20 protein-coding genes are annotated in these 25,897 nt (G+C 68.2%); 15 read left to right on the plus strand and 5 right to left on the minus strand.

What is annotated here, in order from left to right:
- Positions 1-99: 99 nt before the first annotated feature.
- The 3 genes from NDR87_RS10860 to NDR87_RS10870 are packed head-to-tail and all read left to right on the plus strand — an operon-like array spanning position 100 to position 3,413.
- Positions 100-1,218, plus strand: coding sequence for a methyltransferase domain-containing protein (locus tag NDR87_RS10860; RefSeq protein WP_251911107.1), 1,119 nt, complete (start codon positions 100-102; stop codon positions 1,216-1,218).
- On the plus strand, positions 1,215-2,954 hold the full coding sequence (locus NDR87_RS10865; RefSeq protein ID WP_251911109.1) for an ABC transporter ATP-binding protein: 1,740 nt from the start codon (positions 1,215-1,217) through the stop codon (positions 2,952-2,954). The genes NDR87_RS10860 and NDR87_RS10865 overlap by 4 nt, the downstream gene beginning before the upstream one ends.
- 24 nt (positions 2,955-2,978) lie before the next feature.
- Positions 2,979-3,413, plus strand: coding sequence for a VOC family protein (locus tag NDR87_RS10870; RefSeq protein ID WP_251911112.1), 435 nt, complete (start codon positions 2,979-2,981; stop codon positions 3,411-3,413).
- Between the two features lie 84 nt (positions 3,414-3,497).
- Here NDR87_RS10870 and NDR87_RS10875 read toward each other — a convergent pair whose 3' ends face one another.
- The 3 genes from NDR87_RS10875 to NDR87_RS10885 form a co-directional block, all read right to left on the minus strand.
- Positions 3,498-5,978: a lanthionine synthetase LanC family protein gene (locus tag NDR87_RS10875; RefSeq protein WP_251911114.1), complete on the minus strand. Its 2,481-nt coding sequence runs from the start codon at positions 5,976-5,978 to the stop codon at positions 3,498-3,500.
- A 111-nt stretch (positions 5,979-6,089) separates the two neighbouring features.
- Positions 6,090-7,673, minus strand: a complete 1,584-nt coding sequence (locus NDR87_RS10880) for an amino acid adenylation domain-containing protein (protein WP_251911116.1) — start codon at positions 7,671-7,673, stop codon at positions 6,090-6,092.
- 30 nt (positions 7,674-7,703) lie between these two features.
- On the minus strand, positions 7,704-8,966 hold the full coding sequence (locus NDR87_RS10885) for an MFS transporter (protein ID WP_251911118.1): 1,263 nt from the start codon (positions 8,964-8,966) through the stop codon (positions 7,704-7,706).
- Between the two features lie 295 nt (positions 8,967-9,261).
- Here NDR87_RS10885 and NDR87_RS10890 point away from each other — a divergent pair, with 295 nt between their 5' ends.
- From NDR87_RS10890 to NDR87_RS10925, 8 genes are all read left to right on the plus strand, one after another.
- Positions 9,262-10,062, plus strand: a complete 801-nt coding sequence (locus NDR87_RS10890) for a phytanoyl-CoA dioxygenase family protein (RefSeq protein ID WP_251911119.1) — start codon at positions 9,262-9,264, stop codon at positions 10,060-10,062.
- A gap of 123 nt (positions 10,063-10,185) precedes the next feature.
- Positions 10,186-10,461 carry a phosphopantetheine-binding protein gene (locus NDR87_RS10895; protein ID WP_251911121.1) on the plus strand — a complete coding sequence of 92 codons (276 nt, stop codon included), beginning with the start codon at positions 10,186-10,188 and terminating at the stop codon, positions 10,459-10,461.
- Positions 10,458-13,589 carry an amino acid adenylation domain-containing protein gene (locus NDR87_RS10900; RefSeq protein ID WP_251911123.1) on the plus strand — a complete coding sequence of 1,044 codons (3,132 nt, stop codon included), beginning with the start codon at positions 10,458-10,460 and terminating at the stop codon, positions 13,587-13,589. Before NDR87_RS10895 ends, NDR87_RS10900 begins: the two co-directional genes overlap by 4 nt.
- Entirely contained in the window at positions 13,586-14,296 is a 711-nt protein-coding gene (locus tag NDR87_RS10905) for a thioesterase II family protein (protein WP_251911125.1), read from the plus strand. The genes NDR87_RS10900 and NDR87_RS10905 overlap by 4 nt, the downstream gene beginning before the upstream one ends.
- 59 nt (positions 14,297-14,355) lie before the next feature.
- Entirely contained in the window at positions 14,356-15,936 is a 1,581-nt protein-coding gene (locus NDR87_RS10910; protein ID WP_251911127.1) for an AMP-binding protein, read from the plus strand.
- Positions 15,933-18,356 carry a condensation domain-containing protein gene (locus NDR87_RS10915; RefSeq protein ID WP_251911128.1) on the plus strand — a complete coding sequence of 808 codons (2,424 nt, stop codon included), beginning with the start codon at positions 15,933-15,935 and terminating at the stop codon, positions 18,354-18,356. The genes NDR87_RS10910 and NDR87_RS10915 overlap by 4 nt, the downstream gene beginning before the upstream one ends.
- Before the next feature lie 169 nt (positions 18,357-18,525).
- Complete coding sequence (locus NDR87_RS10920; RefSeq protein WP_251911164.1) at positions 18,526-20,541, plus strand: AfsR/SARP family transcriptional regulator; 2,016 nt, start codon at positions 18,526-18,528, stop codon at positions 20,539-20,541.
- A gap of 240 nt (positions 20,542-20,781) precedes the next feature.
- Positions 20,782-21,411, plus strand: a complete 630-nt coding sequence (locus NDR87_RS10925; protein ID WP_251911167.1) for a response regulator transcription factor — start codon at positions 20,782-20,784, stop codon at positions 21,409-21,411.
- A 54-nt stretch (positions 21,412-21,465) separates the two neighbouring features.
- Here the strand turns inward: NDR87_RS10925 and NDR87_RS37700 are convergent, their stop codons facing one another.
- The gene (locus NDR87_RS37700) at positions 21,466-22,221 is read right to left on the minus strand and encodes a GNAT family N-acetyltransferase (RefSeq protein WP_251911170.1); all 756 of its coding nucleotides are present in this window, start codon (positions 22,219-22,221) and stop codon (positions 21,466-21,468) included.
- A gap of 214 nt (positions 22,222-22,435) precedes the next feature.
- The gene (locus tag NDR87_RS10935; protein WP_251911171.1) at positions 22,436-22,792 is read right to left on the minus strand and encodes a PepSY domain-containing protein; all 357 of its coding nucleotides are present in this window, start codon (positions 22,790-22,792) and stop codon (positions 22,436-22,438) included.
- 131 nt (positions 22,793-22,923) lie between these two features.
- Here NDR87_RS10935 and NDR87_RS10940 point away from each other — a divergent pair, with 131 nt between their 5' ends.
- From NDR87_RS10940 to NDR87_RS10955, 4 genes are all read left to right on the plus strand, one after another.
- On the plus strand, positions 22,924-23,061 hold the full coding sequence (locus tag NDR87_RS10940; protein WP_251911173.1) for a hypothetical protein: 138 nt from the start codon (positions 22,924-22,926) through the stop codon (positions 23,059-23,061).
- A 92-nt stretch (positions 23,062-23,153) separates the two neighbouring features.
- Complete coding sequence (gene tuf / locus NDR87_RS10945; RefSeq protein ID WP_251911174.1) at positions 23,154-24,329, plus strand: elongation factor Tu; 1,176 nt, start codon at positions 23,154-23,156, stop codon at positions 24,327-24,329.
- 236 nt (positions 24,330-24,565) lie between these two features.
- The gene (locus tag NDR87_RS10950; RefSeq protein ID WP_251911175.1) at positions 24,566-25,090 is read left to right on the plus strand and encodes a CAP family protein; all 525 of its coding nucleotides are present in this window, start codon (positions 24,566-24,568) and stop codon (positions 25,088-25,090) included.
- Between the two features lie 343 nt (positions 25,091-25,433).
- Complete coding sequence (locus NDR87_RS10955; protein WP_251911832.1) at positions 25,434-25,793, plus strand: DUF4254 domain-containing protein; 360 nt, start codon at positions 25,434-25,436, stop codon at positions 25,791-25,793.
- Positions 25,794-25,897 lie beyond the last annotated feature (104 nt).

Consider the following 25,897-nt stretch of genomic DNA (forward strand, 5'->3'; position numbering starts at 1 on the left):
TCGCGGCTGGAATAAGGTCGGTGGCGAGCGGTTTCGTCAGCGATGGTTGTTCGCGCACGCTGTGCATTTCTCGGGAAAGTTGTTCGGGGAGGAGTTCTTTTGACTGACGTGCAGATCCGGCCGATCGGTTGGGGCGGTCGGTTGCGGGCAGCGGTCGCATCCGGTAACCGGGAATATCCGCCGATCATGCTCATTCCATCGGTCGGCGAATATCCGATCTACGACGAGAAGCTGTATTCGGTGATGACCTCGGACACGGTGCGGGTCACCGCCTTCGAGCGGGCGGTGCGCAGCTGTGCGCCGGGGCGTACGGTGCTCGATATCGGCACCGGGGCCGATGCGAACTGGGCCATTACCGCCGCGGCCGCCGGTGCCACCCGGGTCTGGGCCGTCGAGGCGTTGCCCGAATCGGCCGAGCAGGCCCGCAAGGTCATCGCCGAGCACGGATTCTCCGATGTCGTGACCGTGCTCGAGGGCGACTCCTGGAATATCGAGCTGCCCGAACGCGCCGACGTCTGTGTTTCCGAAACCATCGGTACCATCGCGAGTTCCGAGGGGATCTGCGCGATATTCGACGATGCCCGGCGGCGGCTGGTCCGCGACGGCGGGATCTTCATTCCACATCGCGCCGAAACCGTCGCGATACCCTTCGATTTCGATGCGGTGCTGCGTGGGGCCCGCCCGGCCCTCATGGATGAATACGCACCCTATGTGGAGCGGGTCTTCGATTCCGTGGGACGGGCCTTCGAACTTCGCCTGTGCTGGACCGAAATCCCCGAGATCGGTCGGCTCGCCGATCCGGTCGTGGTGGAGACCCTGCATCTCGGAGCGGCCGACCACGAATATCCCGCCACCAGATCACGGGCGCGAATTCGGCGGCCCGGCACCTTCGGCGGAGTCGCCCTGGGGATCCGGCTGTGGGTGAGCCCGCGGGACGAGTTGCGCATCGATTCCCTGGTGCAGCAGACGTCCTGGCTGCCGGTCTTCGTACCCGCCGACGCCGAGCGGCCGCGGCGCATCGAGGTCGGCGACGAATTCGAGATCGAATTCGACGCGAATCCGAGTCTCGATGGTATCCACCCGGACTATCGGCTCGGGCTGCGTTTCACCGGCGATGCGGGCGACGCGCTGAGGTGGGATGCGAAGTATCTCGGCGCCGCCGGTCCGCGGTCCAATCCGTTCTATCGCCGCCTGTTCGCCGACGAGTTGCCCGCGTGAGGATCTCGGCCATCATCCTGCGGCATCGGGGGCTGCTGATCGCCGGGACGCTGCTGGGGCTGGCGGGGGTGGCCGCCACGCTGGCCCAGCCGCTGCTCATCGGCGGGCTGATCGGCGTTGTCGCGGCGGGAGGTTCGGCGATCGGGCCGATCGCGGCGCTGTGCGGCCTGTTCGCGGCCGATGCGCTGCTGGCCGCCGCGCATTTCTACGCCATCGGCCGGGCCGGTGAGCACATCGTCCTCGATATGCGCACCACCCTCACCGGGCGGCTACTGCACGCCAGGATGGCGGCGTTCGGGCGGCTCGAGCACGGCGAGCTGTTCACCCGGACCATCGCCGACACCGCCCTCGCGCGGGCGGCGCTGACCTCGTCGGTGGCGCAGATCGTCACGAGCGGTTTCCTGGTGCTCGGCTGCGTCGCGGCGATGGGCTGGATCGACTGGAAACTGTTGCTGGTCACCGTCGGATGTCTGGGCGTCGCCTCGGCGGTCAGCGTGGCGCTGGCCCGTGCGGTACGCGCCGCCTCGGCCGAGAATCGAGCGGACAACGGCCACTACGGTTCCGGTGTCGCCCGGATCTTCGGCGCGTTGAGCACGGTCAAGGCGTCGCGGGCCGAGGAGCGCGAGGGCGCGCGGCTCGACGGTCTGGCCCGGACGGCCTGTGCGAGCGGCATCCGGGTGACCCGGCTGTCGGCGCTGTTGATGCCGACCATCAATGTCGGCCTGCAGACGTCGGTGGCCGTGGTCATCGCGTGGGGTATGGCCCGCACGGCGGCGGGGTCGCTGTCCATCGCGAACCTCACCGCGTTCGTCATGTATCTGTTCTATCTGGTGTCCCCGCTGGTGACGCTGTTCATGGCACTGGGGGAGTTCCAGCAGGGGCGGGCGGCGGTGGACCGGGTGGTCGATCTGGCGGGCATCGAGCAGGAGCCCGCCGTCGAAACAACGGTGGGGACGGGGGCGCTCGCGGTTTCGGCCCGTTCGGTGGGTGCCTTATCGGGTGCGGCTCTCGAGTTCGACGGGGTCACGTTCGCCTATCCCGATGTCGGCGCGCCTGCGGTCGAGGAGGTGTCGTTCGCATTGCCCGCGACCGGGGTGACGGCGATCGTCGGGCCGTCGGGCTCGGGGAAGACCACGCTGTTCCAGCTCGTCGAGCGCTTCCACGCGCCGCAGCGGGGCGTGATTCGGTTGGGCGGCAGCGATATTGCCGCGCTGCCGCTCGGTGTCCTGCGGGCGCGGGTGGGGTTGGTCGAGCAGCATTGTCCGCTGCTGCGCGGCACCGTCCGGGACAACATCGCCTACGCCTGCCCCGACGCCACCGACGACGAAATCGCCTGGGCCATCACGGCTGCCCACCTCACCGAGGTCATCCAGGGACTGCCGCACGGACTCGACACCGAACTCGGCGAGGGCGGCGCGGGCCTGTCCGGCGGTCAACGGCAGCGCGTCGCCCTCGCCCGCGCCGTACTCACCCGCCCCGATGTCCTGTTACTGGACGAGGCGACCGCCAATCTGGACTCCGATTCGGAAACCGCCCTGCGCGAAACCATCGCCATCCTCGCAACCCGCTGCCAGGTGATCACGATCGCCCACCGGCTCTCCACGGTCGTGGACGCCGACCGGATCCTGCTCATGCAGGACGGCCGGTTGCACGCCGTGGGTACGCACACCGAACTGATGGACACCCACGACACCTACCGCCGATTCGCGCGCCAGCAATTGGCCGTGCGCTGGTGAACGGCAACGTCTTAGGATCGGCTCGTGCCGAACGACATGCCGTCCGAAGGTCCCGCCGTGCCGATCCTGCCCGCGCGCGACCTGGCGGCCACCCTGGCCTTCTACGCACGGCTGGGGTTCGCCACCGAGAGCTATGACGCGGGTTACGGTTTCGTCCAGCGACACGCGATCGAGCTGCATTTCGCGGCCACACCCGAACACGATCCGTGGCGGAGTGCGGGGATGGCCTACGTTCCCATCGACGATGTCGATCGGGTGTACGCGGCGTTCGTCGCCGCAGGAGTATGGCGCACGGATTCCGGCGATCCCCCCTGCACCGATGCCGAACTGCGCCGCCGATGGAACATCGGCGAGGGACTTGCCCGAATCACCCCGCCCGAAGACAAGCCGTGGGGGATCCGCGAATTCGCGCTCATGGATCCGAACAACAATCTGCTCCGCTTCGGCCGGAGCAGCTGAGCGCGCACCACAAGCACCGAGTGCCGTAGCGGTATCCGCAACCCGGTGCCAGGTGACCACGACCGGTGCGGAAGGTGTGCTCTCTCAGAAGGGGCCGAGTGTTGCCGGGGCGTCGCCGGTGTGGAGGCGGCGCAGGAAGCCGAGGATTCCGGAGTGGCCGTAGGCCCAGGAGACCGCGCGGCGCTGGTCGGCGGGGTCGGCGGGGTTGACATGGGTGCCGTCGGTGAGGTCGTGGGCCAGCAGCTGGGTCGCGGCCGACCAGGCGGCCTCGGTGAAGTGGGCGTCGCGAGTGGCGTCGGACAGGCGCAGCAGGAAATCGCCCACGCCCGCGATGCCGCAGCAGGCGCTGGGATCGTTCAGTTCGGGAAGCCATGTCGCACAGGTGGTTCCGGCCGCGAGGGCCAGATCCATGGCCTCGGCGTCCCCGCGCAGCGCCGCCACCCGCAACAGTGTGGTGCCGATACCGGCCAGGCCGCGGCACCAGGACACGCACAGCCGTGCGGCGGTCCGGTCGGAGGAGCGGTCGATGAGCGCGCGGGTGTGCCGATAGAGCTCGGCGAGCCGGATGTTTACCGCGGGTTCGTCGGCGGGCAGGGCGCCCAGCCGGACGAGCTGTGTCAGGAAGGCGATGATTCCGGCCTGTCCGTGTGCCATTCCGATCGAGGCGTCGATGCCCGCGGCGGGCGGGAGATGATCTGGGGGACAAGGCTTCCGATCCTCGGTGCGATCGAGAAATCGGCTCGCGCAGGCGCGCGCCGCGGCCAGGTGGCGCGGGCGATCCTCCGGTGGCGTCGACACGGCCTCGGCGAGCAGGCAGTGGCCGAATCCGATGCCCGCTCCGCCCTCGACCAGATCGTCGCCGCCTGGTCGCCGATCCCATTCGGCGAGAACGGGATTCGTCGGCGATGGCGCATCGATGCCCTCGTCGCGCACGCGTCGCAGCAGGACGTCGATACCGGTCGATCCGACGAACAATCCGGGCGGCGTCCGGGTCCGCCGCGCGGTATCGGCCGCCGCATGCGCCAGCCGCCGGACCGCCTCGGCGGCCTCCGGTCGATCCAGGTGATGCAGCAGTTCCAGTCCGACCCCAGCCGCACCCTGCAGTGCGCCCGGTTCGGGCCAGCCGCCGGGCTGGTCCAGCAGCGCGTTGGTCCGTTCGATGATGGCGGCCCGCAGTTGATCGACGAGATCCGCTGGGCCGCGGTATATTCCGGCCACCGGAATGGCGATGGTGCGGAACCGCTCGGGATGTCCAGAGCCGAGTGCGCTCAGTGCCGCCCGGGGGCGATCGGGATCGGGGTCCAGCAGCCCCGCGATGCAGCGGATCAGCGGGGGCGGCTCCGGACCGTAGATGCGCCGGATGGCCTGGCGGGCCCGGCGGCGCGGAGTGTCCGGATCGGGCCCGGGGGCGGCGGGATCGGCGCCGGTGGCGGCGAACAGCAGCGTCATGCCGAGCGCGTACAGATCGTCGGCGATCGTGGTCGGCGCGCCGGACAGTTGGGCGTGGGTGGCGTAGCCGGGTGTACCACCGGCGGGGCGAACCTCGCCGTGATTGCACAGCCCGAAGTCGATGATCGTGGGCTCGCCGGTGTGCTGGCGGATGACGATGTTCTTCGGCGACAGATCCGCGACGATGAACCCGCGGGCGTGGATGTCGCCGAGAATCCGCGCGAGCCGGGTCGCGAGCCGATCCAATGACCGGCGCGTCTGCTCTGCCGGGCGTGCGGCCGCAACCCGATAGCGTCCGTTGCGCGCGACGTCCTGGGCAAGGGTGAACCGGCCGTCGAAACTGGTGACCAGGTACTCGTCGACACCGTGCCGGAAGTGATCGAGATACCTTGGCACGCCGCTTATTTCGCTGAGCCGCTCCAGAACGTAGTGCTCGTTGCGCAGCCTGACCCGGGCGTCGTGCCCGTCATCTGACTCGGCGACCCGCGCGCGCGCCTGTTTGACGACGACGCGCTCACCGGTGCGGACATCCTGCGCGTAATACACGTTGCCACTGAGGATTTCGACGAGACCGTACTTCGGTGCGTCGGCGGTCTCCAGGAATGGATCCACCGCCCAGGGCGGTTGCTGCTGGACCGATCGGGAATGCCAGGGAACGCCGCGCCGCCCGAAGGAACCATAGCGGTAGTAAACCGGTGCGTCCTCGGCGACGCGGTTGTCTCCGGGCACCCGCGGCGCGGCTTCGCCGCGCAGCAACTCGGCCAGCAGCGTGCCCAGTTCGCGAATCTGCGCCGGGCTCGGATAGATCGTCCACGCCTTACCGCCCGCCTCGCCGCTCACGGCCTGCAGCGCTGCCGCCGAACGGATCATCCTGAAATGGCAACCGGCCGCGAGCAATTCGGGCACCACGATCTCGGCCAGCCGTTCCAACTGCGACGGACGCGCGGAGATGTGCAGCTTCCATCCGTGATCGCGCAGCGATACCTCGGGATTGTGCACATGCAGCCAGGTCGCGGAGAGGTGCGCGCAGCGACCGTACTCGGTCGCCGCGCGCATCGCGTCCTGCTCGAAACCGTAACCACCGCGCATCGCGCTACCCGTCGTCGGTCGAACCACTCCGCTGCATGTTATGTACGGCCGACAGTCGGTCCCAGACAGAATTTTACGGGGGTTGACCGGATGAGCAGGCGAAACCCGTTGGCGCCCAAGGCGTCAGGGGTTCTTGACCTACCTGCTCGGCGCCCCGGCCGCGGTTCGGTTCGCGACCGCCTGGGTCGCCAGCTCCGTCAGGCGATTGCGGTCGAGCTTGCCCGACAGCGTCAGCGGCAGCGACGTCAGGTACACATACCGATCGGGCAGCATGTATTTCGGCAGCCGCTCCGCCAGCGCCGTGCGCACCGCCTCGGCCAAGGCGTCCTGCTCGGCCTGGTCCCCGTCGGCGACCAGACAGGCCGTCAGCAAGGGCGAACCTATCCGCCGCGGGACCACACACAGCGCCGCGTCGAGCACCCCGGGCTGGGCGCGCAGCACGGCCTCGATCTCACCGAGTTCGATGCGGTAACCGCGCAATTTGATCTGATCGTCGTTGCGGCCCAGGTACTCCAGCCCGCCGTCGGGCAACCGGCGGGCCAGATCGCCGGTCCGGTAGTACCGCGTCTTCGCGCCGGAGGAGTCGTCCCAGACGAAGCGCTGTGCGGTGAGTTCGGCTCGGTTCAGATAACCGCAGGTGACGCCCGGGCCGGACACCCACATCTCGCCGATCTCGCCGTCGGCGACGGGCCGATGCGGCGGCTCGGCGCCACGCAGCTCGATGGTCAGATGCGGCAGCGGAACACCGATGGGCGAGCGCACCACGCCGTCCGGATCCGCCTCGGTGATCTGGCGGAATGTGCAGTACACCGTCGTTTCGGTGGGACCGTACATATTGATCACCGTCGGCCGGTGGCCCTCGCATTGAGCCCAGAACCGCCGCACCGCACCCAGATCGATACTCTCCCCGGCGAAGATGATGTACCGCAGCTGTTCCGCCGGGTACCGGGTGAGGCTGGTGAACTGCCGGAACACCGACGGCACCTGAGACAGCACCGTCACCCGCTCCTCGGTCAGCACGCGCACCAGCGAAGCCGGTACCTGGGTGGCGTCGTGCGGGACGACCACCGCCTTGGCCCCGACGGCCAGCGGGGCCCACAGTTCCCACACCGAGACGTCGAAGCTGAAGGAGTGGAAGATCGACCAGCAGTCCTCCGGGCCGACCGCGAACAGCGGTAGCGCGTTGTCGAGCAGGCCGAGCACATTGCCGTGGGTCACCACGCAGCCCTTCGGCGCCCCGGTGGAACCCGAGGTGTAGATCACATAGGCCGGATCGCCCGGCCCCACCGCCACCGGCGCATCGGTCGGATCGCCCGGAGCGATCGGGGTGTCGAGGTTGTAAATCCGTATCGCGGCGGGCAATTCGGTCTTGGCCAGCGCGGCGGTGGAGCCGACCACGAACCCGGTGCCGGAGTCGGCCACGATGTAGTTCTGCCGGTCCACGGGATAGGTCGGATCGATCGGGACATAGGCCGCGCCGCAGCGCAGGATGGCGATCATTCCGACGACGACGTCCAGCGTCCGTTCCGCCAGCAGGCCGACCAGATCCCCCTTGCGCACACCCTGATCGGTGAGCCGCTTCGCCACCGCCGCGGTCCGGAAGCGCAGTTGTTCGTAGGTCAGAGTGTGCTGGGTGTCCGACAGCGCCACCGTGTCCGGTGAGTTCAGCGCAGCCTTGGTGAGGACGTCGTCGAGCGATTCGAGCTTGGTGGGTGTTGCCATGGGTCGACCTCTGTATTCGATGGGCGCGGTCTAGACTTTCGCTTCGACGTCGGCCTCGACCGCACTGGTGAAGACGCGCAGGAACAGCGGAATCAGGGCCAGGGTCATGATGGCGAAGACCCCGAAGGCCAGCTTCGCGTCGAACCACTGGGCGATCACGCCCGCCAGTGCGGAGCCCAGCGGAATCGAACCCCAGCCGAACAGGCGGTTGGCCGCGCTGTAGCGGCCCATCATCTCCTGCGACACCAGCCGCTGACCGATGGTGCGGGAGTTGACCGTCCACAGCGTGCCGCCCATGCCGCCGAGAAATGCCGCGGCGCCGACAATCCACACATTCGTGGTGAGTGCGGGTGCGGCCGTCATTGCCAGGGTCAAGATGATGTTGCTGAACATCACGCGGCGACGGCCGAACAGCCGGTTGCTCACCCCGACGACCATCGTGCCGACGACGCCGCCGACGCCCAGCGCGCTGACCATGGCGCCGTAATAGCCTGCGCTCAAACCCATTCCACTCGTCGCGACCAGCGGCATGAGGCCGAACCAAGCGCCCCAGCAGGCGCACAGCACCGCGACCACGATGCTGAACGTGCGCAGCAGTCGGTGCCCCAGCAGGAACTTCAGCCCCTCGGCAATCTGTTCGTGCACAGTCACTTTGGGCTGCTCCTCGGTCCGCGCGACGCGGAAGGTGCCGACCAGGAACAGCAGGATGATCACCGACAGCGCGTACGCGACCACCGTGGAGCCCAGCGCGATGGCCGTTCCGGCGGCGACCAGCAGGCCGCCCAGGAACGGTCCGGCGAATTCGTTGCAGACGGTTTCGGCCCCGGTCAGCCACTGGTTGGCCTTCTCCCGCCCGGCCGGGACGATCGCGTCCGGAATGAGCGCACCCGCGGAGGTCAGTGCGATGACCTCGGCCACGCCCAGTACGAGGCCGCCGACGTAGAGCATCGGCAGGTTGATCGTGTCCGCGAGTACGGCCCCGAACAGTCCGACCACCACCACGATTCGCATGCCGTTGGCCAGCCACAGCAGCTTGCGGCGGTCGGCGCGATCCACCAGCACGCCCACGTGCATGGCCGCGAACAGCCACGGCAGGGTCAGGGTGAGCAGCACCAGCGAGACCAGGGCGGGCGATTTGGTGAGCGTCGTGGCGATCAGCGGCAGCGCCACCTTGGTCACGCCGTCGGCCAGATTCGTCACCGCGGTGAACGAGACCAGTACGGCGGTGTTGCGGCCGATGGTTTCGGTGCCCGGCTCCGTGCGCGCGGCCACCGCCTCTTGGGGTTCCGTCATCGTCTTATCCCCTTTGTCGATATTTCTTGCCGCCTGCCGATGCGGCAGGTGATTACCCCAAGCATGCCGTGCCACAGGCGATTACGGAATACGGTGGGTGGCCGGGGACAGCGGAAAAACATCAGGTCGTGGCGACGTAACAGCTTCGGTGTATCGCTGGTACATCGAGAACACATCCGCGCTTGGAAACCTGTATCTCGAAGGCGCCTGCCACCGTGACTCGGCGAGGTTCGAGGACAACCGGACCATCCCAAACCGATGCGCCTTCGCTCCCCGATAGAAAAAGAGACAGACGATGCTGATCGACGCCAAACAGCAATACGATTCCCAGGGTTTCTGCGTGATGCCGCAGCGACTCAGCGATGCCATGCTCGCACAGGTTCGCGAGAGCATCTCCGAAATCTCCGGTATGACCCGTCCCGAGGTCGTCTACGAAAAGGACGGAAAGACGGTCCGCGCACTGCACGGCTGCCACCGGTTCGACGATGTATGCGCCGATCTGGTGCGACTGCCGCTGTTCGTGGAGCTGGCCGAGTCGATTCTCGGCGAGGAGGTGTACGTCTACCAGTTCAAGGTCAACATCAAGAACGCGGTCGACGGCGAGAGGTGGCCCTGGCACCAGGATTACGCGTTCTGGAGCATCGAGGACGGCATGCCCGCCGACCGCGCGATGAACATCGCGATCAACCTCGACGACGTCTACGACTGGAACGGGCCGCTGCAGGTGCTCGCGGGCACCCATCTGCTCGGGCTCATCCCCTCACCGGACCACGGCGCGACCTCCGGCGGCGACTGGCGTGACCACGTCTCCGCCGATCTGACCTACACCGTCGGTGACCAGGAGGTCGAGGAGCTCGGCAAACGGCACGAGCTGCATCGGCTCACCGGACCGGCCGGGACCATCTCGGCCTTCCACCCGAACATCGTGCACTCCTCGGCGCGCAACACCTCGAGCGATCGCCGCACCATCCTCTACATCACCTACAACGCGGTGTCCAACTCGCCGCGGCACGCGCATCGGCCGCATTTCCTCGTCGATCCGATCACCACGGCGGTGCGCAAGCTGGACCAGCCGCTCGCGCTGACCCCGGCCTAGCCGAGGTCGACGATCGCGAGAAGCCCAGCTCACGGCGCTCGATGTGCCGGGCCACAGCGGCGAGAAATTACGAGCACATCGAGCGCACATCGGCCTCGAGAAGTATGTGAAAGAAGAAGTTTCATGGACACCATCGATGAAAGCAGAGGGACCGTGGCGGATACAATGGACCTCGATGTCGCCATCGCACGTCATGCCACGGCGGAATTCGACGATTCGACATCTCTCGCCGATGCCGGGCTGGAATCGTTGTCGCTCATCAGGCTTGCGGTGGAGGCCGCGACCGACGAGGACGCAGAAATCGACGCGACCCGACTCGTCGACATTCACACCATCGGCGATCTGAAAGTCTGGCTGCGCGAACTCGCGGCCGCGGCTGCGGAGGCACAGGCATCATGACGGCGCTGAATTCCGACGTATTGACGCTTACCGACTCGCAAAAAGGACTGCTGGTCGTCGACGGCTGGGTGCCCACGCCGGAAATCTACAACCAGCTCATGCGATTCGATATCGATCCCGAACTGCCCGAATCCGCGGTGGCCGAGGCGATTTACACGCTGGTGACCATTCAGCCCGCCCTGCGGCAGGTGTTCCGGACCAAGCCCGAATTCCATGCCCTGTTCGCGCCGACGCCGCCACCGGAGGAGTTTCCGCTGGAGGTGGTCGAGACCGACCCGGACACCTTCGAGGACGGCGTGTGGGATGTGGTGCGGCGCATCGGATCCCGTCCGTTCGATCTGGCCGTCGGGCCCGCCTACCGGTTCGGGCACGTCCGGGCCGACGACGGCAGCGCGGCGGCGGTGCTGCTGTGCGGCCATCACGTCGTCGGCGACGGCATCTCGATGGGTCCGATCATCCGCGATCTGCAGGACGCCATCACCGGTAAGTACGACGCCGAGGCGATCTCCGCCAAGCAGGCCGAGCGGGAGAGGGCATTCGTCAAGGAGCTGGCGGCACAGGATCGGGCGACCAAGGCGGCGGTGGCCACCGAGCGCGCCAAGATCTGGGCCAAGGAGCTTGCGGATGTGCCGCCGCTGGTGCTCGACCCGCGCCCGGACCGGCCGACCGAGACGAAATTCCGTGGCGCACGGCTTGATTGGCGGCTCACCGAGGAGCAGTCGAGCGCTGTCAACGCGATGTGCAAGCGGCTGTCGGTGAGTCCGTTCGTCCTTTTCACCGCGCTCTACGGCGCGACGATGGCCCGGCACGCCGGTGTCGAGCGGCTGCTGGTGGGCAGCCCGTTCGCCGCGCGGCGCACAGTGAAATCCTTCGATCTGGTCGGCTTCTTCGTGCAGACCCTGCCGGTGACCGTCGAGGTCGACTGGACGCGCACGGTGGACGAGCACATCGGCCGGACGGTTCGCGATGCGGTCGACTACTGCCGGTCGAATCTGGACATCTCGTTCAACCAGCTCGTGGCCGAGGTGGGGCAGGATCGCACCAGCAATCGCAACCCGCTGTTCGCGTGCATGCTCGCCATGCAGGACACCTATGTCAACGCCGACAAGGGGCCGATCCTCGGGGTGAGCGAACCCGGTAACGGCACCGCCAAATTCGATCTGTGGCTCGGCGCCACACCGGTCGACGGCTGCTGGCTGCTCGAGCTGGAATACGACATCGAGCTGATCCGGCCCGAGGTCGCCGAGGGCATCCTCGACTCGCTGCGGACCGCGCTGCCGCGCGCACTGGCGGACGGGTCGGCCCCGCTGGCCGCGCTGTTCGCCGATGCCTCACTGGCACAGAGCCTTCCGGCTCCGGCCTGGCAACTGCCCGGCGCCACCCTGACCGAGCTGATCGACGCCGCGGCGCTGCGCACCCCGGACGCGGTCGCGGTCGAGGAGCCCGGCAAGCAGTTGACCTACGCCGAGCTGATCACCGCGTCCGAGCAGGTGGCCGCCGGATTGATCGAACACGGCACGGCCGCCCAGGATGTCGTCGCCATCGCCACCGAGACGCTGGTCAGCACGGTGGTGGCCATGCTGGCCATCCTGCGCTGCGGCGCGACCTTCCTGCCGGTGGATCTGACCCTGCCCGCCGAGCGGCTGGCCGGAATGCTGAGCCGGTCCGGCTGCAAGATCGTCATCGGTGACGGGGTGGACGCGCCGGGCGTGCGGACCATTCAGTGCGCCGAATTGTGCGGTCCCGCACGGATCGAGGGGCTGCGCGGTGATCCGGAGGCGGCCGCCTACCTGATGTTCACCTCCGGCTCGACGGGCGTGCCCAAGGGCGTGCTGATGGGTCAGCGGCCGCTGCTCAATCTGGCCGCGTGGCAGCTGACCGCGCTCGATCACGGTCCGGAGACGCGGTTCTTCCAGTACGCGCCACTGGGTTTCGATGTCTCCTACCAGGAGATCATCCCGACCCTGATGACCGGCGGCACGGTCGTGTCCCGGCAGCCGGTGGACCGGCGCGACTTCCCCGCGCTGGTGCGCCGGGTCGCCGAGACCGCGGTCACCCATCTGTTCCTGCCGGTCGCGGCGCTGCGGCCGTTCGTGCAGGCGGCGCGGGCCGAGGGGCTGCGGTTCCCGGCGCTCACCCACTTCTGCGTCTCCGGCGAACAGTTGCTGGTGGACGAGGAGATCCGAGCCTTCTTCGTCGAGCACGAGCGGTGCAAACTCATCAATCTGTACGGCCCGACCGAGACCAATGCCGTCACCGAGCACACGCTGCGCGGGCCCGACGGGCCGTGGCCGGTGCACGTGCCGATCGGCTCGCCGATGCCCGGCGTGGCCGCTTACATCGTCGACACCTCCGGACACCTTGCGCCCGTGGGGGTTCCGGGTGAGCTGTACATCGGCGGCAGCGTGCCAGCCGACGGCTACCTCGACGATCCCGAGCGCACCGCGGCCGGATTCCTGCCCGATCGCTTCGCCGGAGCCGGACGAATGTACCGGACCGGCGATCAAGTGGTCCGCGATGTCACGGGCGCGCTGATCTTCCTGGGCCGCAGGGACGCTCAGCTCAAGATCCGCGGCTACCGGGTCGAACTGGGCGAGATCGAGGCGGTCGCCACCCGCGCCGCCGGGGTGGCGCAGGCGGTCGCGGTGGCACACGGCTCCGGGGCCGAGCGGGAGCTGGTGCTGTTCCTGCGCTGGGAGGGCGATGCCGCGCCCGACCATGCCGCGGTGCGCACCGTCCTGTCGCGGGCGCTGCCCGCGTACCAGGTGCCCACCAAGATCTACGACATCGATACCGTGCCGACCTCGCGCACCGGCAAGACCGACCGCAATGCCCTTGTGGCACTTATCGATACGCTGACCCCGACCACCCCGGCCGACGCGCCGGAGCCGGAGTTCGCCGACGATCTGGAGCGGGAACTCGCCGAGATCTGGGCGGGCATCCTCGAGGTGGAGCGGCTCGAGCGCGATCGGTCGCTGCTGGAATACGGGGCGCATTCGCTCAATGTGTTCACCGCCTTCGCCCAGATCGAGGAGCGCTACGGGACGACGGTCGAGGTGCCGGACTTCTTCCGGGATCCGACCATCGCGGCGCTGGCCGACCTGGTCCGGGAAAAGGTACCCGCATGACCGCGGCGAATCCGGGCAGCCTGGTCACCCTGGTTCGGCGCGGGCGACGTCCGGCCTGTGTGATGCTGCCCGGCTCCGGCGGCGGGCTCTCGCCGTATCTGCGGCTGGCCCGCCATCTCGGCAAGACCTACAACGTGTACGGGGTCCTGCCGACCGGCATGCTGCCCGGCGAGCGGCCGGAGGACACCATCGCCGAGATGACCGCGGCCGTCGGGCGCGCGCTGGACAACGGCGGGATCCGGCCGGAGGTCGTCTTCGGCTGGTCCTTCGGCGGCATCATCGCCTGGGAGCTGAGCTGCGATCTCGCCGCGACCGGCGCCCGGCCGCGGGTGGTCATCGTGGACAGCTCGCCGCTGCCGCGCCGGGCCACGGCCGCCGAGGATCACGAGATCCAGAGCCGGATCCTGGCGCAGCTGGGTCCGCTGGCCAAGCCGGATCTGATCGATCGGGTGCTGAACATCTTCGCCGCCCAGATCGTCGCGCTGCGCGAGTACGAGGCCGAGCGGCACTACGACGGTCGCGTGCTGCTGCAGATGTGCACGCCCTGGGATACCGAGGCGACCGCCGCCGCGGTGCGGCGATGGAAGGAACTGGCCGGTGATCTGACCGTCGGCACGCTCGACGCCGATCACTACGACGTATTCGAACCGCCCTACCTGCCACAGCTCGTCGCCGCCATCGACGAGTTCCTGGGGAGCGCGGCATGAGCTCGGGCGGCCTGCCGCCGCATGTGGTGAGCAACAACAGACAACGAAGGGAAAGACCCATGCGAACCCTGTACGAATGGTTCTCCGACAGCGCCGACAGATATCCCGACACGATCGCGATCGAGGTCAAGGACGTCGCGATGACCTATCGGCAACTGCGCGCGGCGGCCGAATGGATGTCGGCGCGGATGGTCGAGGCCGCGGGCGGAAGGCCCCGCACGGTCGGACTGCTGACCTCGCGCGATATCGTCAGCTACGTCGGCTATCTGGCCGTGCAGCGGCTCGGTGCGATCGGCGTGCCGCTCAACCCGGCCGCGCCCGCGGTGCGCAATGCCGACATCACCCTCGAGGCGGCCATCGATCTGACCATGATCGACAACACCTCGGGCGAGGGTCTGCAGGAGTACCGGGAGAAGTCCGGCGTGCGGGTGCTGGACATGACCGGCGACAACTGGCGCGGCCTGTTGCGTCCGGATCCCGCCGCCGAGGTTCCGGAGCAGGGCAGGCCCGCGCCGACCGATCTGGCCTACATCACCTTCACCAGCGGTACCACGGGTAAGCCCAAGGGCGTGCCGACGATGCACCTCAGCGTCGACGCCTTCCTGTCCGACATCCTGACTCGCTTCGAGCTGCGCCCCGATTCCCGCGTATCGCAGACCTTCGAGATGTTCTTCGACGGCGTCGTGATCGAGAGCTGGGGCGCGTGGGGTGCGGGCGGGACGCTGTGCGTGTGCCAGCATTCCGACATCTTCACGCCGGTGAAGTTCATCAACGAGAAGCGCCTGACGCACTGGATGTCGGTGCCCTCGGCGATCTCGTTCGCCCGGCGGCTGCGCGCACTGCAGCCCGGCTGTATGCCGACTCTCAAGCGCGGCATGTTCGGCGGCGACGCGATGAATATCGAGCAGGCCGAGGCCTGGGCCGCGGCCGCGCCGAAGGCGGTGCTCAACAACTGCTACGGTCCGACCGAGACCACCATCATCATGACCGGTTACGAGGTGCCGCAGAACCGGGCGGACTGGCCGGAGACCTCCAACCGGTCGGTGCCCATCGGCTATCCGTATCCGCATCTGGAATGGGTGCTGCTGGACGACGATCTGCGGGTGTCGGACGACGGCGAGCTGTGTGTGCGTGGGCCGCAACGTTTCCCGGGTTATCTCGATCCGGCGGAGAACTTCGGACGGTTCGTGTTGGTGGAGTCCGACCGCGGCTCCATCTACGATGGTGACGGGCCGGTGACCGATGAGCACTACTACCGCACCGGCGATCGTTGTCGTATCGAGCACGGCGAACTGGTGCACCTGGGCCGCATGGACGGCATGGTCAAGGTGCGCGGAAACCGGCTCGAGCTGGGGGAAATCGAGTCCGCACTGCGTCGGCATCCGGCCATCGAGGATGCGGTCGTCGTCACGGTGCCCGACGCGGAGGGGGAGATCGATCTGCATGCGGTGTACACCGGCGGTGAGGTGACGATCGCCGAGTTCAACCAGTTGCTCTCGCGGCTGCCCGGCTATATGCATCCGCGCAAATTCCATCGCCGCGACACGATTCCGCTGACCGGTCTCAACAAGGTCGATCGCCGCGGTCTGTCCGCGGAGCTGGCTCGGCAGCTCGGTACGGCGGAAGCGGCCACGTCATGACCGGCGAACCGATTCCGGTCGAGCCGACCGCGCTGCAGGAGGCGATGTGGTGGCTGTGCCAGCGCGTCCGGGACGAGTCGGTGTACGCCATCACCTGGCGGCTGGCCTGCGATGCGGCGCCGGATATTTCGGCGCTGCGAGTGGCCTGGCAGGCGGTGGTCGACCGGCACGAGGCGATGCGCCTGTCGTTCGCGCTGCGCGACGGCGCGATCGAGGCGGCCGTGGCGCCCGCGGCGCCGGTGTCGGTGCGGTCGATCGAGGTGGACGATCCCGGTTCGGCCGGGACGGACGCGCTGCTGCTGGCGATCGCCGAGGAACTGCACCGGCAGCCGTTCGATCTCGCCCGCGCGCCCATGGGGCGGCTGACTCTGGTGCGGGTGGGTGAGCGGTACGAGCTGATCCTGACCGTGCACCACATCGCGCTCGACGGCTGGGCGATGCAGCTGCTGTTCTCCGATCTGGCCGAGGCCTATGCCGCGGCGCTGCGGGGGGCGGTGCCCGCCTTCGCCGCACCGGCGCCGTCGTGGGCGGAGTTCGCCCGTGAACAGGCGCGGGCGCGCCGGGCGGGCAAGTGGCAGAAGGGCATCGATCACTGGCGCAAGACCCTGGACGGGGTAGTCGCCACCACGGTCGCCGGTGATCGGCCGCGCTATGCCGGTGCCGGTGGGGTGGGCGCGATCCTGCGGCACACCTTCAGCGACGCGGCCGTGGAAGGCGTTGCCGCCCTGTCGAAGTCGGCCTCGACCACCTCCTTCGCCGTCGTGCTCGCCGCCGTGCAGGTGCTGCTCGCCCGATCGGGAGAGAGCTCCGATGTGGTGGTCGGCGCGCTGGCCGCGAATCGGATGAGCACCCGGGAGCAGCGGCTGGTCGGCTATACGGTCAATCTGTGCGCGCTGCGGGCGACCGTGGCCGAGCAGGACACGCTGGCCGAGGTGACCGGCCGGGCCCGCCAGTCGCTGTGGCAGATGCTCGCGCATCAGGGCGTCCCGTATCCGGTGGTGTTCTCCGAGTTGACCGAGTCGGCCCGGGCCGGGCTGGGCGACATCGTCCCGGTCATGCTGAACTACCTCGGACCGATCGGCGGTGGGCTGAAGCTCGGCGAGATCGGGATGACGCTGCTGCCCAGCCCGAACATCGCGGCGCGCACCGATATCGCGATCGCCTACTGGGACACCGAGAACGGCGGCATCACCGCCGAGGTGGAGTACAGCACGGCCCGCTACGACCGGGACACGGTGGTGCGGCTGCTACAGGATCTCGATGCGGTGCTGGCCCTCGGTGTCGAGCCCGACCGGCGGGTCGCGGAGGTGCCGGTGCGGACGAAATCGGTTCCCGCACAGGTCGATCACCATGTCGGCGTGCGGCCGGAGCAACCGGTGGACGCCGGTGCGGCGGCCGTGGACGAGGCCGAGCAGACCGTGCGCGACGTCTGGGCCGAGTTGCTCGGCTATCCGCCGGCATCGCGCGACGACAACTTCTTCGAAAGCGGTGGGCATTCGCTCAACGCGGTGGAGTTCGTCACCGCGCTAGTCGAGGCGACCGGATCACCGCTCGACCTCGCGACCTGGTTGGCCGAGCCGACGCCGCGCGGCATCCTGGCCCAGCTCGAGGGGGCGCGCCAGGCCACCGGCGCGGAGCGGCAGAGCACCGTGGTGTCGCTGCGTCCCGGTGCCGGGCTGCATCTGCATCTGTTCGCGGGTGCCGGTGGGTCGGTGCAGGACTATCGCGCGCTGATCGAGGCGCTACCCGCGGACTGGCGGGTCACGGTGTCGCAGGAACGCGAAGCGATGGAAGGGATTCCGGCCATGGCGGCGCGGTTCCGGGCGGACCTGGAGGCCGAGGGGCTGCGGCCGGATCTGCTCGGCGGCTGGTCGATGGGTGGGCAGTTGGCCTTCGAGGTCGCGATCGGGCTCGAGAATGCGGCGCCGGGCATCGTGCTGATCGACACGATTCCGCCGGTCGGCTTCGATGTGGAGGACGAGCCGCTGGCCCAGCGCCTGGCCGATTTCGCCGAGACGATGTGCCTGGCTCTCGGTGTGCGGCTGGCGGGTTCGTCGGTGGTGGCCGGTACGGCGGAGGACACCCTGGTGGTGTTGTCCGCGCGGCTGCGGGCCGCCGGTCACGAGGTGTCGACCGCGGCGCTGGCCGAACGCTGGCACACCCACGATCGGCACTATCGCGCGCTGTCGGCGTATGTGTCCGAGCACGTGCTCGCGGCACCGGCCACGATGCTCACCGCGGCCGTCACCGATGCCGACGCGGCGCGCTGGATCGGGCGCTTCGCCGAGGCGCCGCGGATCGAGCGGGTGGACGCCGATCACTACTCGGTGCTGCGGACACCGGCCGTCTCGACGGTCGCCAGGGCCATCGAGCGGTTCGCCGAGCTGGCGGTCCCGGTGCGGACCTCCACTTCCGGATGAGACGAGGGGGTGCCTGCTCCACCAAGAGCGGAGGAGGCACCCCTTCTGTTAGCAGTTACCTCGGTCGCGGGGATATGCCATTGTGACTTCAACTAGGTATGAGGGAGGTTCGGTGACGACATCGTCGGGGTCGGAACCGTCGCCGATCACATTCAGAATCTTGGGTCCCGTGGAGTACCTGGGACCGGACGGTTGGGTCTCCATCAGCGCGACCAAGCAGCGCACGCTGCTGGCGATGCTGCTGCTCTACGCCAATCGCAGTGTGCCCGCGCAGCAACTGTATTCGGAGCTGTGGCCGGATCGGCCGCAGGCGCGGGTGAGCGGACTGCTCGCGGGATGCATGTGGCGGCTGCGTGCCGCGATCGGTGACGAGGGTGGCACCAGGCTGATCACCACCGCCGGGGGTTATCAATTCGATGTGCCGCCGGGTGCGGTCGATCTGCACGTCTTTCAGACGCTGCTCGCCGAGGGGCGCGCCCGCCGAGCCGCCAACGACCTTGTGGGGGCGCTGGATTCGTTCACCCGCTCGCTCGAGGTCTGGCGCGGTGATGCGCTGGCCGATGTCGCGGCCACCCCCTCGATCATGGCCGAACAGTCGCGGTTGGAGGAGTCGAGGCTGTCGGCGGTGGAGGGGCGCTGCGGGGTCGAAATCGATCTCGGCAGGCACGAGGAGGTGCTCCCAGAGCTGAAACGGCTTGTCGCCCAGCATCCCCTGCGGGAACGGCTGCACGGTCTGCTGATGACCGCGCTGTACCGGTGCGGGCAGCAGGCGGAGGCGCTCGGGGTGTACCGGGATCTGCGCAACGTGCTCGTCGAAGAGCTCGGGGTCGAGCCGAGCCGTCCGCTGCGCGATCTGCACCAGCGGATCCTGCTGGAGGACCCCGGGCTGCTGACGACCATTGTTCCGGCCGCGGCCAAAGCCGCTGCCGCGCAGCGGGTGCCAGCCGGGCCGATCGCCAAACCACAGCTGCTGCCGCCCCCGCCGCGGGTCTTCGTCGCGCGCGAGGACGAGCGGCGCAAGCTGGCCGAGCAGCTGGTCGAGCCCGACGCCGTGGTATCGGTGCACGGCGCGGCCGGGATGGGCAAGTCCGCGCTGGCGCTGGTCGCCGCGCACGATGTGGCCGACCATTTCGCCGACGGGCAGGTCGCCGTCGATATGCGCGGGTCCACCTCCGCGCCGCTGCGCCCGATCGATGCCATGCATCAGGTGTGCGAGGCGTTCGGCGTGGTCGCGGCCTCGGTGGTGCTCGGTCACGATCAGGCGCTGCCGCGCTGGCCGCAGGAGCTGTCCAATCGCCGGGTGCTGCTGGTGCTTGACGATGTGATGAATATGCGGCAGGTGGGGCCGCTGCTGTCGGCCGCACCATCGGGGTGGTCCATTCTGCTGACCGGATGTTCGGCGGTCGGGGCGGTGGACAGCCGCAGCCATCTGCTGCTGAGCAAGCTTTCCGAGCAGGGTGCGATCGAGATGCTGCGCCGGTTGGTCGGCGAATCGCGGGTCGACGCCGATCGTGCGGCCGCCGCGCGGCTGGCCCGGCTGTGCGAGTACACGCCGCTGGCGCTGCGGATCGCCGGGGGCAAGCTGAGTACTCGACCGGAGTGGAGTGTGGCGGATTTCGCCGAACGACTCTCCGATACGCACGTGCGGCTGGATCTGCTCACCCACGGCGAGCTGAGCATGCGCGATCGCCTGACGGCCTGTCGCGCGCGGCTGGCGCGCGGCAACGATGCCGTGGGGTTGCGTGCGCTGGAGTTGCTCGGCGCGCTGGACCTCCCGGTCGTGACGGAGATGGATCTGGTGAAGCTGCTCGACGCCGCACCGGCGGCCGCGCATCTGGTCGCCGAGCGGCTGGTCGACGTCGGGTTGATCGAATCACTTCAGTTGGGGCGCTATCGAATTCCCGCCGCGGTTCGGCTGCTGGCCCGCGAGACGCAATCCGATCTCGCGATGGGGCGGGTGGCAGTCCAGCGGGTGGTGGACTACTACGTGGACGCGATCCGCGGCTGTGTCTCCGACAGCCGGCCGGGCGCCCAGCCGCGCGCGTGCATGCCCGGCAGGCAGGATCGGTCCGCGTGGTACCGAGCGCACCGGGCGACCCTGAGCCAACTGTCGTTGATCGACCGCACCGATGAGCTGCACAAGGCGGTCGACGATTTGAGGAACGCGTTGGGCGCCGGGAAATAGAATTCCAGCCAAAACTTCCGGGGGCTTGACTCTCGGGGTCGGTGGGTCAATCCTGTTCCGCGAGAGCGGAATTCAGCCAATGCCGCGAAGCGATGCGTTTCCGATTTGTCCGGATGTACAGTGGGCAACGGCGGCTTGGGGGAGCCGGGCTGAGCAGGGGCAGAAGGAGGTACCCACGTGCCTGGGGTACGGACCGGCGGGCGGCATTCTCGCGTTCTTCTATACGAAAGCAATGAGCTGGTGCGTGCCGGGATCGTCGCGATTCTCGCGGCCGAGCCGGACATTTCCGTGGTCGCCGATGCGGTCGGCGTCGGCAGCATCGGCGGCCTGATCCGTCGGCACGCGCCCAATGTGGTGGTCAGTGAGAGCGAGCCCGCGCTGCGGTCGGCGTTCGGCGAGTTGCCGGTGATCGCGATGTGCGATTCGATCGTCGAGGTAGACCAGGTGGTGCGGGCCGGCGTGCGCGGCATCGTGCTGCGCTCGGACGCGCGTCGCCGACTCGTACGGGCGGTCCGCGAGGTCGTGTCCGGTAACGCGTATATCGCACCGTCGGCCGCCGGATATGTGCTCGATCAATTGTGCGTTCGAATTCCGACCGTCGACCCACTCGTCAGCCGCGGCTTCGAATTGCTCACCGCACGGGAGCGCGAGGTATTGCGATTGATCGCCATGGGAATGAGCACCGTGGAAGTGGCCGCGACGCTGCACCGCACCCGCGCCACGATCAAATCCCATATTTCCCATATCCTGGCGAAATTGGGGGTGCAGGATCGCGGCCAGGCGATCGCGCTGGCCTACCGGTTCGGCCTGGTCTCCGTGGGCGACCGGGCACCGGCCGAGCCCGTCTATCTCACCGCGCTGTCCGGTTAGCGGACGCGCGCGGCGTGGCCGACCGCACCGGTGGCCACGCCGCGACGCACCGGCTCAGCGCGAGATGTGCATCATCCAGCCGGTTCGCCGGTAGCCGATGCGGTGGTAAATGCGTTCCTCGGCAGGGGTTTCCGCCATCAGGAACGGTGTGGTGATACCGGCCGCCGGACAGGAGCGGGTGAGCATGCCGACCAGCGCGGTGGCGATGCCGCGGCGGCGGTAGGTCGCCCGCACCCCGATCGCGGCCACCTCGCTGATGCCGCTATGCGGCGTGCCGCACAGACCCGAGCCCACGCCGTGCCCGGTGCGCCGGTCGCGGGCGAGGGCCACCAGGCCGCCGCCGTCGACGGTGCGCCGCAGCCGGGCCAGGTCGTGCGGGCTCGGCGCGGGCGCCCCGTAGGCGTCGTTCTGGACCGCGGCGGCCATCCACAAGTCGTCATCGGTCGCGGCGAGCAGCAGCTCGATCGAGTCGTCGGTCGCGTGCGCGACGGCGTCGGCGGGCGGACAGACCGAAATCGGCAGCCGCGCCTCCACGCGGAATCCGGCCGCCAGCAGCGCAGGCTCGAGGCGCGGGCACGGTTTTTCGAGATACTCCAACCTCGGTGTGCGGCCGCGCTCGGTGAATGCCGCGACCAACTCCTCGATCTCGGCCGGTGCCGGGTCCGCTCCGTCGTCGGGAACGGCGTAGTTCCGAAAGGGGCCGGAGTCCTCGGAGTCGAGCAGCAGGACGAATCGACCCACGCGGTGCGTGTGGTCGGCGGTCTGGGCACGCAGATAGGCGTGCAGATCGGAATCGAACGATTCGAACACAGGAAATGGCTTCCTTCGTCTTCGGGAAATGTGAAACGGACACGGCCGCCGCACGCCCGAAGCCGATTACCGGAACACCATCCGGAGGTCGGCGCGCAGCGGCCCACGCGAGGTCGCTGGCAATGGCCTCACCCTTCCTGTGGTCGATGAACGATCTGCCCGAACCTATCGATCGATGCGGGGACCGATCAAGTGAATTTCGCCGGTCGGATGCTCAGTTGTCGCTCCGATCGTGGTCTGTGTGCGGGACGACCGCGGCCGTGGTGGCATCGATGTCGACGTGGTGAACGGCGCCCTGCGGGTCGGCGATCTCGAATTCCCATACCTGGCGGCCGTGTTCGTCACCCAGTTCGGCGGAGGTCACCCGGCCGCCCGGTACCGTCGCCAGTGCCGCCTGTTCGGCCTGCTGTCGGCTGACCGGCGGTTGGGCCACCGTCGTACCGGGTTGGCTCGTCGTCGCCGACAGCGGTGTGGTCGCGGGCGCCGTCGTCGGGTTGGGGGAGCTGTCGTCCCCGCAGCCTGCCGCCGTCAGCGCCAGTATTGTTCCGGCCGTCAGTAGGGTCGCACGCAAAGCTCGTCCTCGGGAAGGGCTCGCAATCGTCATTACTACCGCCACCTCGATTCTCGTTGCGTTGCTGTCATTTCGCCGACGAGATACCCGCTTGCTGCCGGGATAACCGGAGGGCGGTGCGAGCGCGGAAAATGAGTGGCCTCGCCCGGTATCCGGGCGGCACCATGGTCGGCATGTTCCGGCAGCTGTTCGTCGCTACGCCCGCGGGTGCGGGCGCGATGGCTGCTGCCCTGGTGGTCGCATCCGCATTCGACGGCGCACGACGCTGACCTTCCCCGGGGAGTCCCGGGACCTCGGACGGGGGAGGTGGTTCGGCGCTGAGGTCCCAGCGATACACGACTCCCAGGGAGGGATTCCCGTCATGGCCAAGCAGGCCTTCATTCGCACCAAGCCGCACGTGAACATCGGCACCATGGGGCACGTCGACCACGGTAAGACGACCCTGACCGCCGCCATCACCAAGGTGCTCGCCGAGCGCGGCGGCGGCGCGTTCGTACCGTTCGAGCGCATCGATCGCGCGCCGGAGGAGCTGGCGCGGGGCATCACCATCAATATCGCGCACGTCGAATATGAAACGGCGACACGGCATTACGCTCATGTCGACATGCCCGGCCACGCCGACTTCGTGAAGAACATGATCACCGGCGCCGCCCAGATCGACGGCGCGATCCTGGTGCTGTCGGCGCAGGACGGCGTGATGCCGCAGACCGTCGAACATGTGCTGCTGGCCCGGCAGGTCGGGGTCGAGCACATCGTCGTCGCGCTGAACAAGGCCGATATCGGCGACGCGGAACTGCTGGAGTTGATCGAGCTGGAGGTCCGCGAGCTGCTGACCGCGCACGGCTACGACGGCGCGGGCACCCCGGTGGTGCCCGTCTCCGGACTGCGGGCGCTGCAGGGCGATCCGTACTGGTCGGCGGCGGTGCTGCGGCTGCTGGACGCGGTGGACACGCATATCCCGATGCCCGTGCGCCATCTCGACGCGCCGTTCCTGCTGGCGATCGAGAACGTGCTCACCATCACCGGCCGCGGCACCGTCGTCACGGGGGCGGTGGAGCGGGGCCGGGTGCACCGGGGTGATCCGGTCGCGGTGCTCGGCTACGGCCACGACGTCGAGACCGTCGTGACCGAGGTCGAAACCTTCGGGCGGACAATGGAGTTCGCTGAGGCCGGGGACAATGTCGCGCTGCTGCTGCGCGGGGTGGGTCGCGGTCAGGTCCGACGCGGGCAGGTGGTCGCCGCACCCGGCAGCGTCGCGGTCCACACGCGCTTCACCGCCCAACTGCACCTGCTGTCGGCGGACGAGGGCGGTCGCCGCACCCCCATCGCCACCGGTTATCGACCGCAGTTCTATCTGCGCACCGGCGACGTGGTCGGCGACGTCACGCTCCGTTCCGGGACGCTCGCCCTGCCGGGCGAGACCGTCGAAACGGAGGTGCGGCTGGGGCGGCCGGTCCCGCTCGAGCCGGGCCTCGGGTTCGCCGTTCGAGAGGGCGGGCGGACCGTGGCCGCGGGGACGGTACTCACCGTCGAATAGACGGCTGGTTGGCCCGCCGCCGAGGCGGGCCAACCAGGCTCCTCCGGCCGAGCCGCCAAGGATATTGGGCGACAAGGGTTTACGAAGTCTCTTAATGGGACTCATTGTGCTGCAAGGATATAACGAGTGACTGGATCTGAAAATCTTGGGGTATTTCCCTGTTCGCCTCTTGTAGTGCCCGTCACACCGCACTAGCCTGGCTGACATCTCAAACCTCCCATTCGGAAGGAAATTCGATGAAGACGCTGAGGTCGACGGTTGCCGGTGCCCTCGCTGTTCTCGCAATGGCGCCGGTGGTGGGCAGCGCCCCGGCCGGTGCGGCGACGTCCGAGGAGCAGATGCTTTCCGTGGTGAACGCGGCACGGGCGCGCTACGGGGCGTCGCCGATGGTGTGGGACGCCGACGCCGCCGCGAGCGCGGTGCAATACGCCCGAGCCTGCAAGTTCGAGCATTCGGCCTCGAACGGCCGCTACGGCGAGAACCTCTACGCGGGGACCGGTGAGCGCACCTTCCAGCAAGCGGTCGACAGCTGGATGGCCGAGGCGAAGGACTACGACTACAACAATCCCGGATTCTCTCCGAAGACCGGGCATTTCACTCAGGTGGTCTGGAAGGGCAGTACCCGGCTGGCCGTCGGCATCGCATCCTGCCCGGCGGGCACCATCTTCTCCCGGCCCAGCACCTTCGTGGTGGCCCGCTTCGTTCCGCCCGGCAATGTCAGCGGCCGGTTCGCGGAGAACGTCGGACGGCCACAGAACTGACCCTGTCTCGGTGCGCCAGTTGGCGCACCGACCGGTAGGAAAAGTCCTGTTGGACGGGCTTGTCCGGTTCTGATGTGCGGTAAGGGGACATTTACCACCGCAATGCGGTCGCAATCTTGCGTTCTTGCATTTGTAAGAGCATGATCCGAGCTAGCCTAGTTGTGGGCCACCGATCCGAAGAGCGGTACATCTGAACCCGGAGACCAATCATGTTGGTGCGATTAGTGTTGCAGTCGGGTACACGCGGGGAGCGGCGATGACCACCATGTCGATAGCCGGTGTACTGCCGACTGCTCCGCAATTGCTCTGTGCTTTTCAAGGCCGTCGATTCCAGGATCGGGCGCTGCTGCGTTCCGCACGCGCGCTCGCCGAATTGCATACTCGCCGGGCGCAGATGCGCGACCCGATCATGATCGCCGAGATCGATTGCCGACGGGGGGAACTCGTCGACGACATCAACGATTGGGTGGAGCAGGAGCTGCCCCAGCATCGGAACGGGGCGTCGCTGCATACCGAAAGTCTTGGTGCGGTGGTCGATCGCATGGCCCGGAGCTGGGTCGATGCCAATCAGGCCATTGATGTCCACGGCGCGCGCAGCGACAACACCCATAAACACTGGTATCACTTGGCCGAACTCGTCGACGGTTACACTGATCTCGTAATCGACGTGGCCGGTGGCCGCCGCCGGTTACCGGAGCAGTGATTCTGGGCCCCGACGCATTGACCCACTGGTCATTGCTCCATCGGTGACGTCGCCCGAGTAAGCGCTATACGGCCAGTGGCGCATCGGGCCGGGACGTCGCCCGC

It is taken from the genome of Nocardia sp. CDC159, from assembly GCF_023740735.1.
In the GTDB taxonomy this organism is placed as follows: Bacteria; Actinomycetota; Actinomycetes; order Mycobacteriales; family Mycobacteriaceae; genus Nocardia; species Nocardia pulmonis.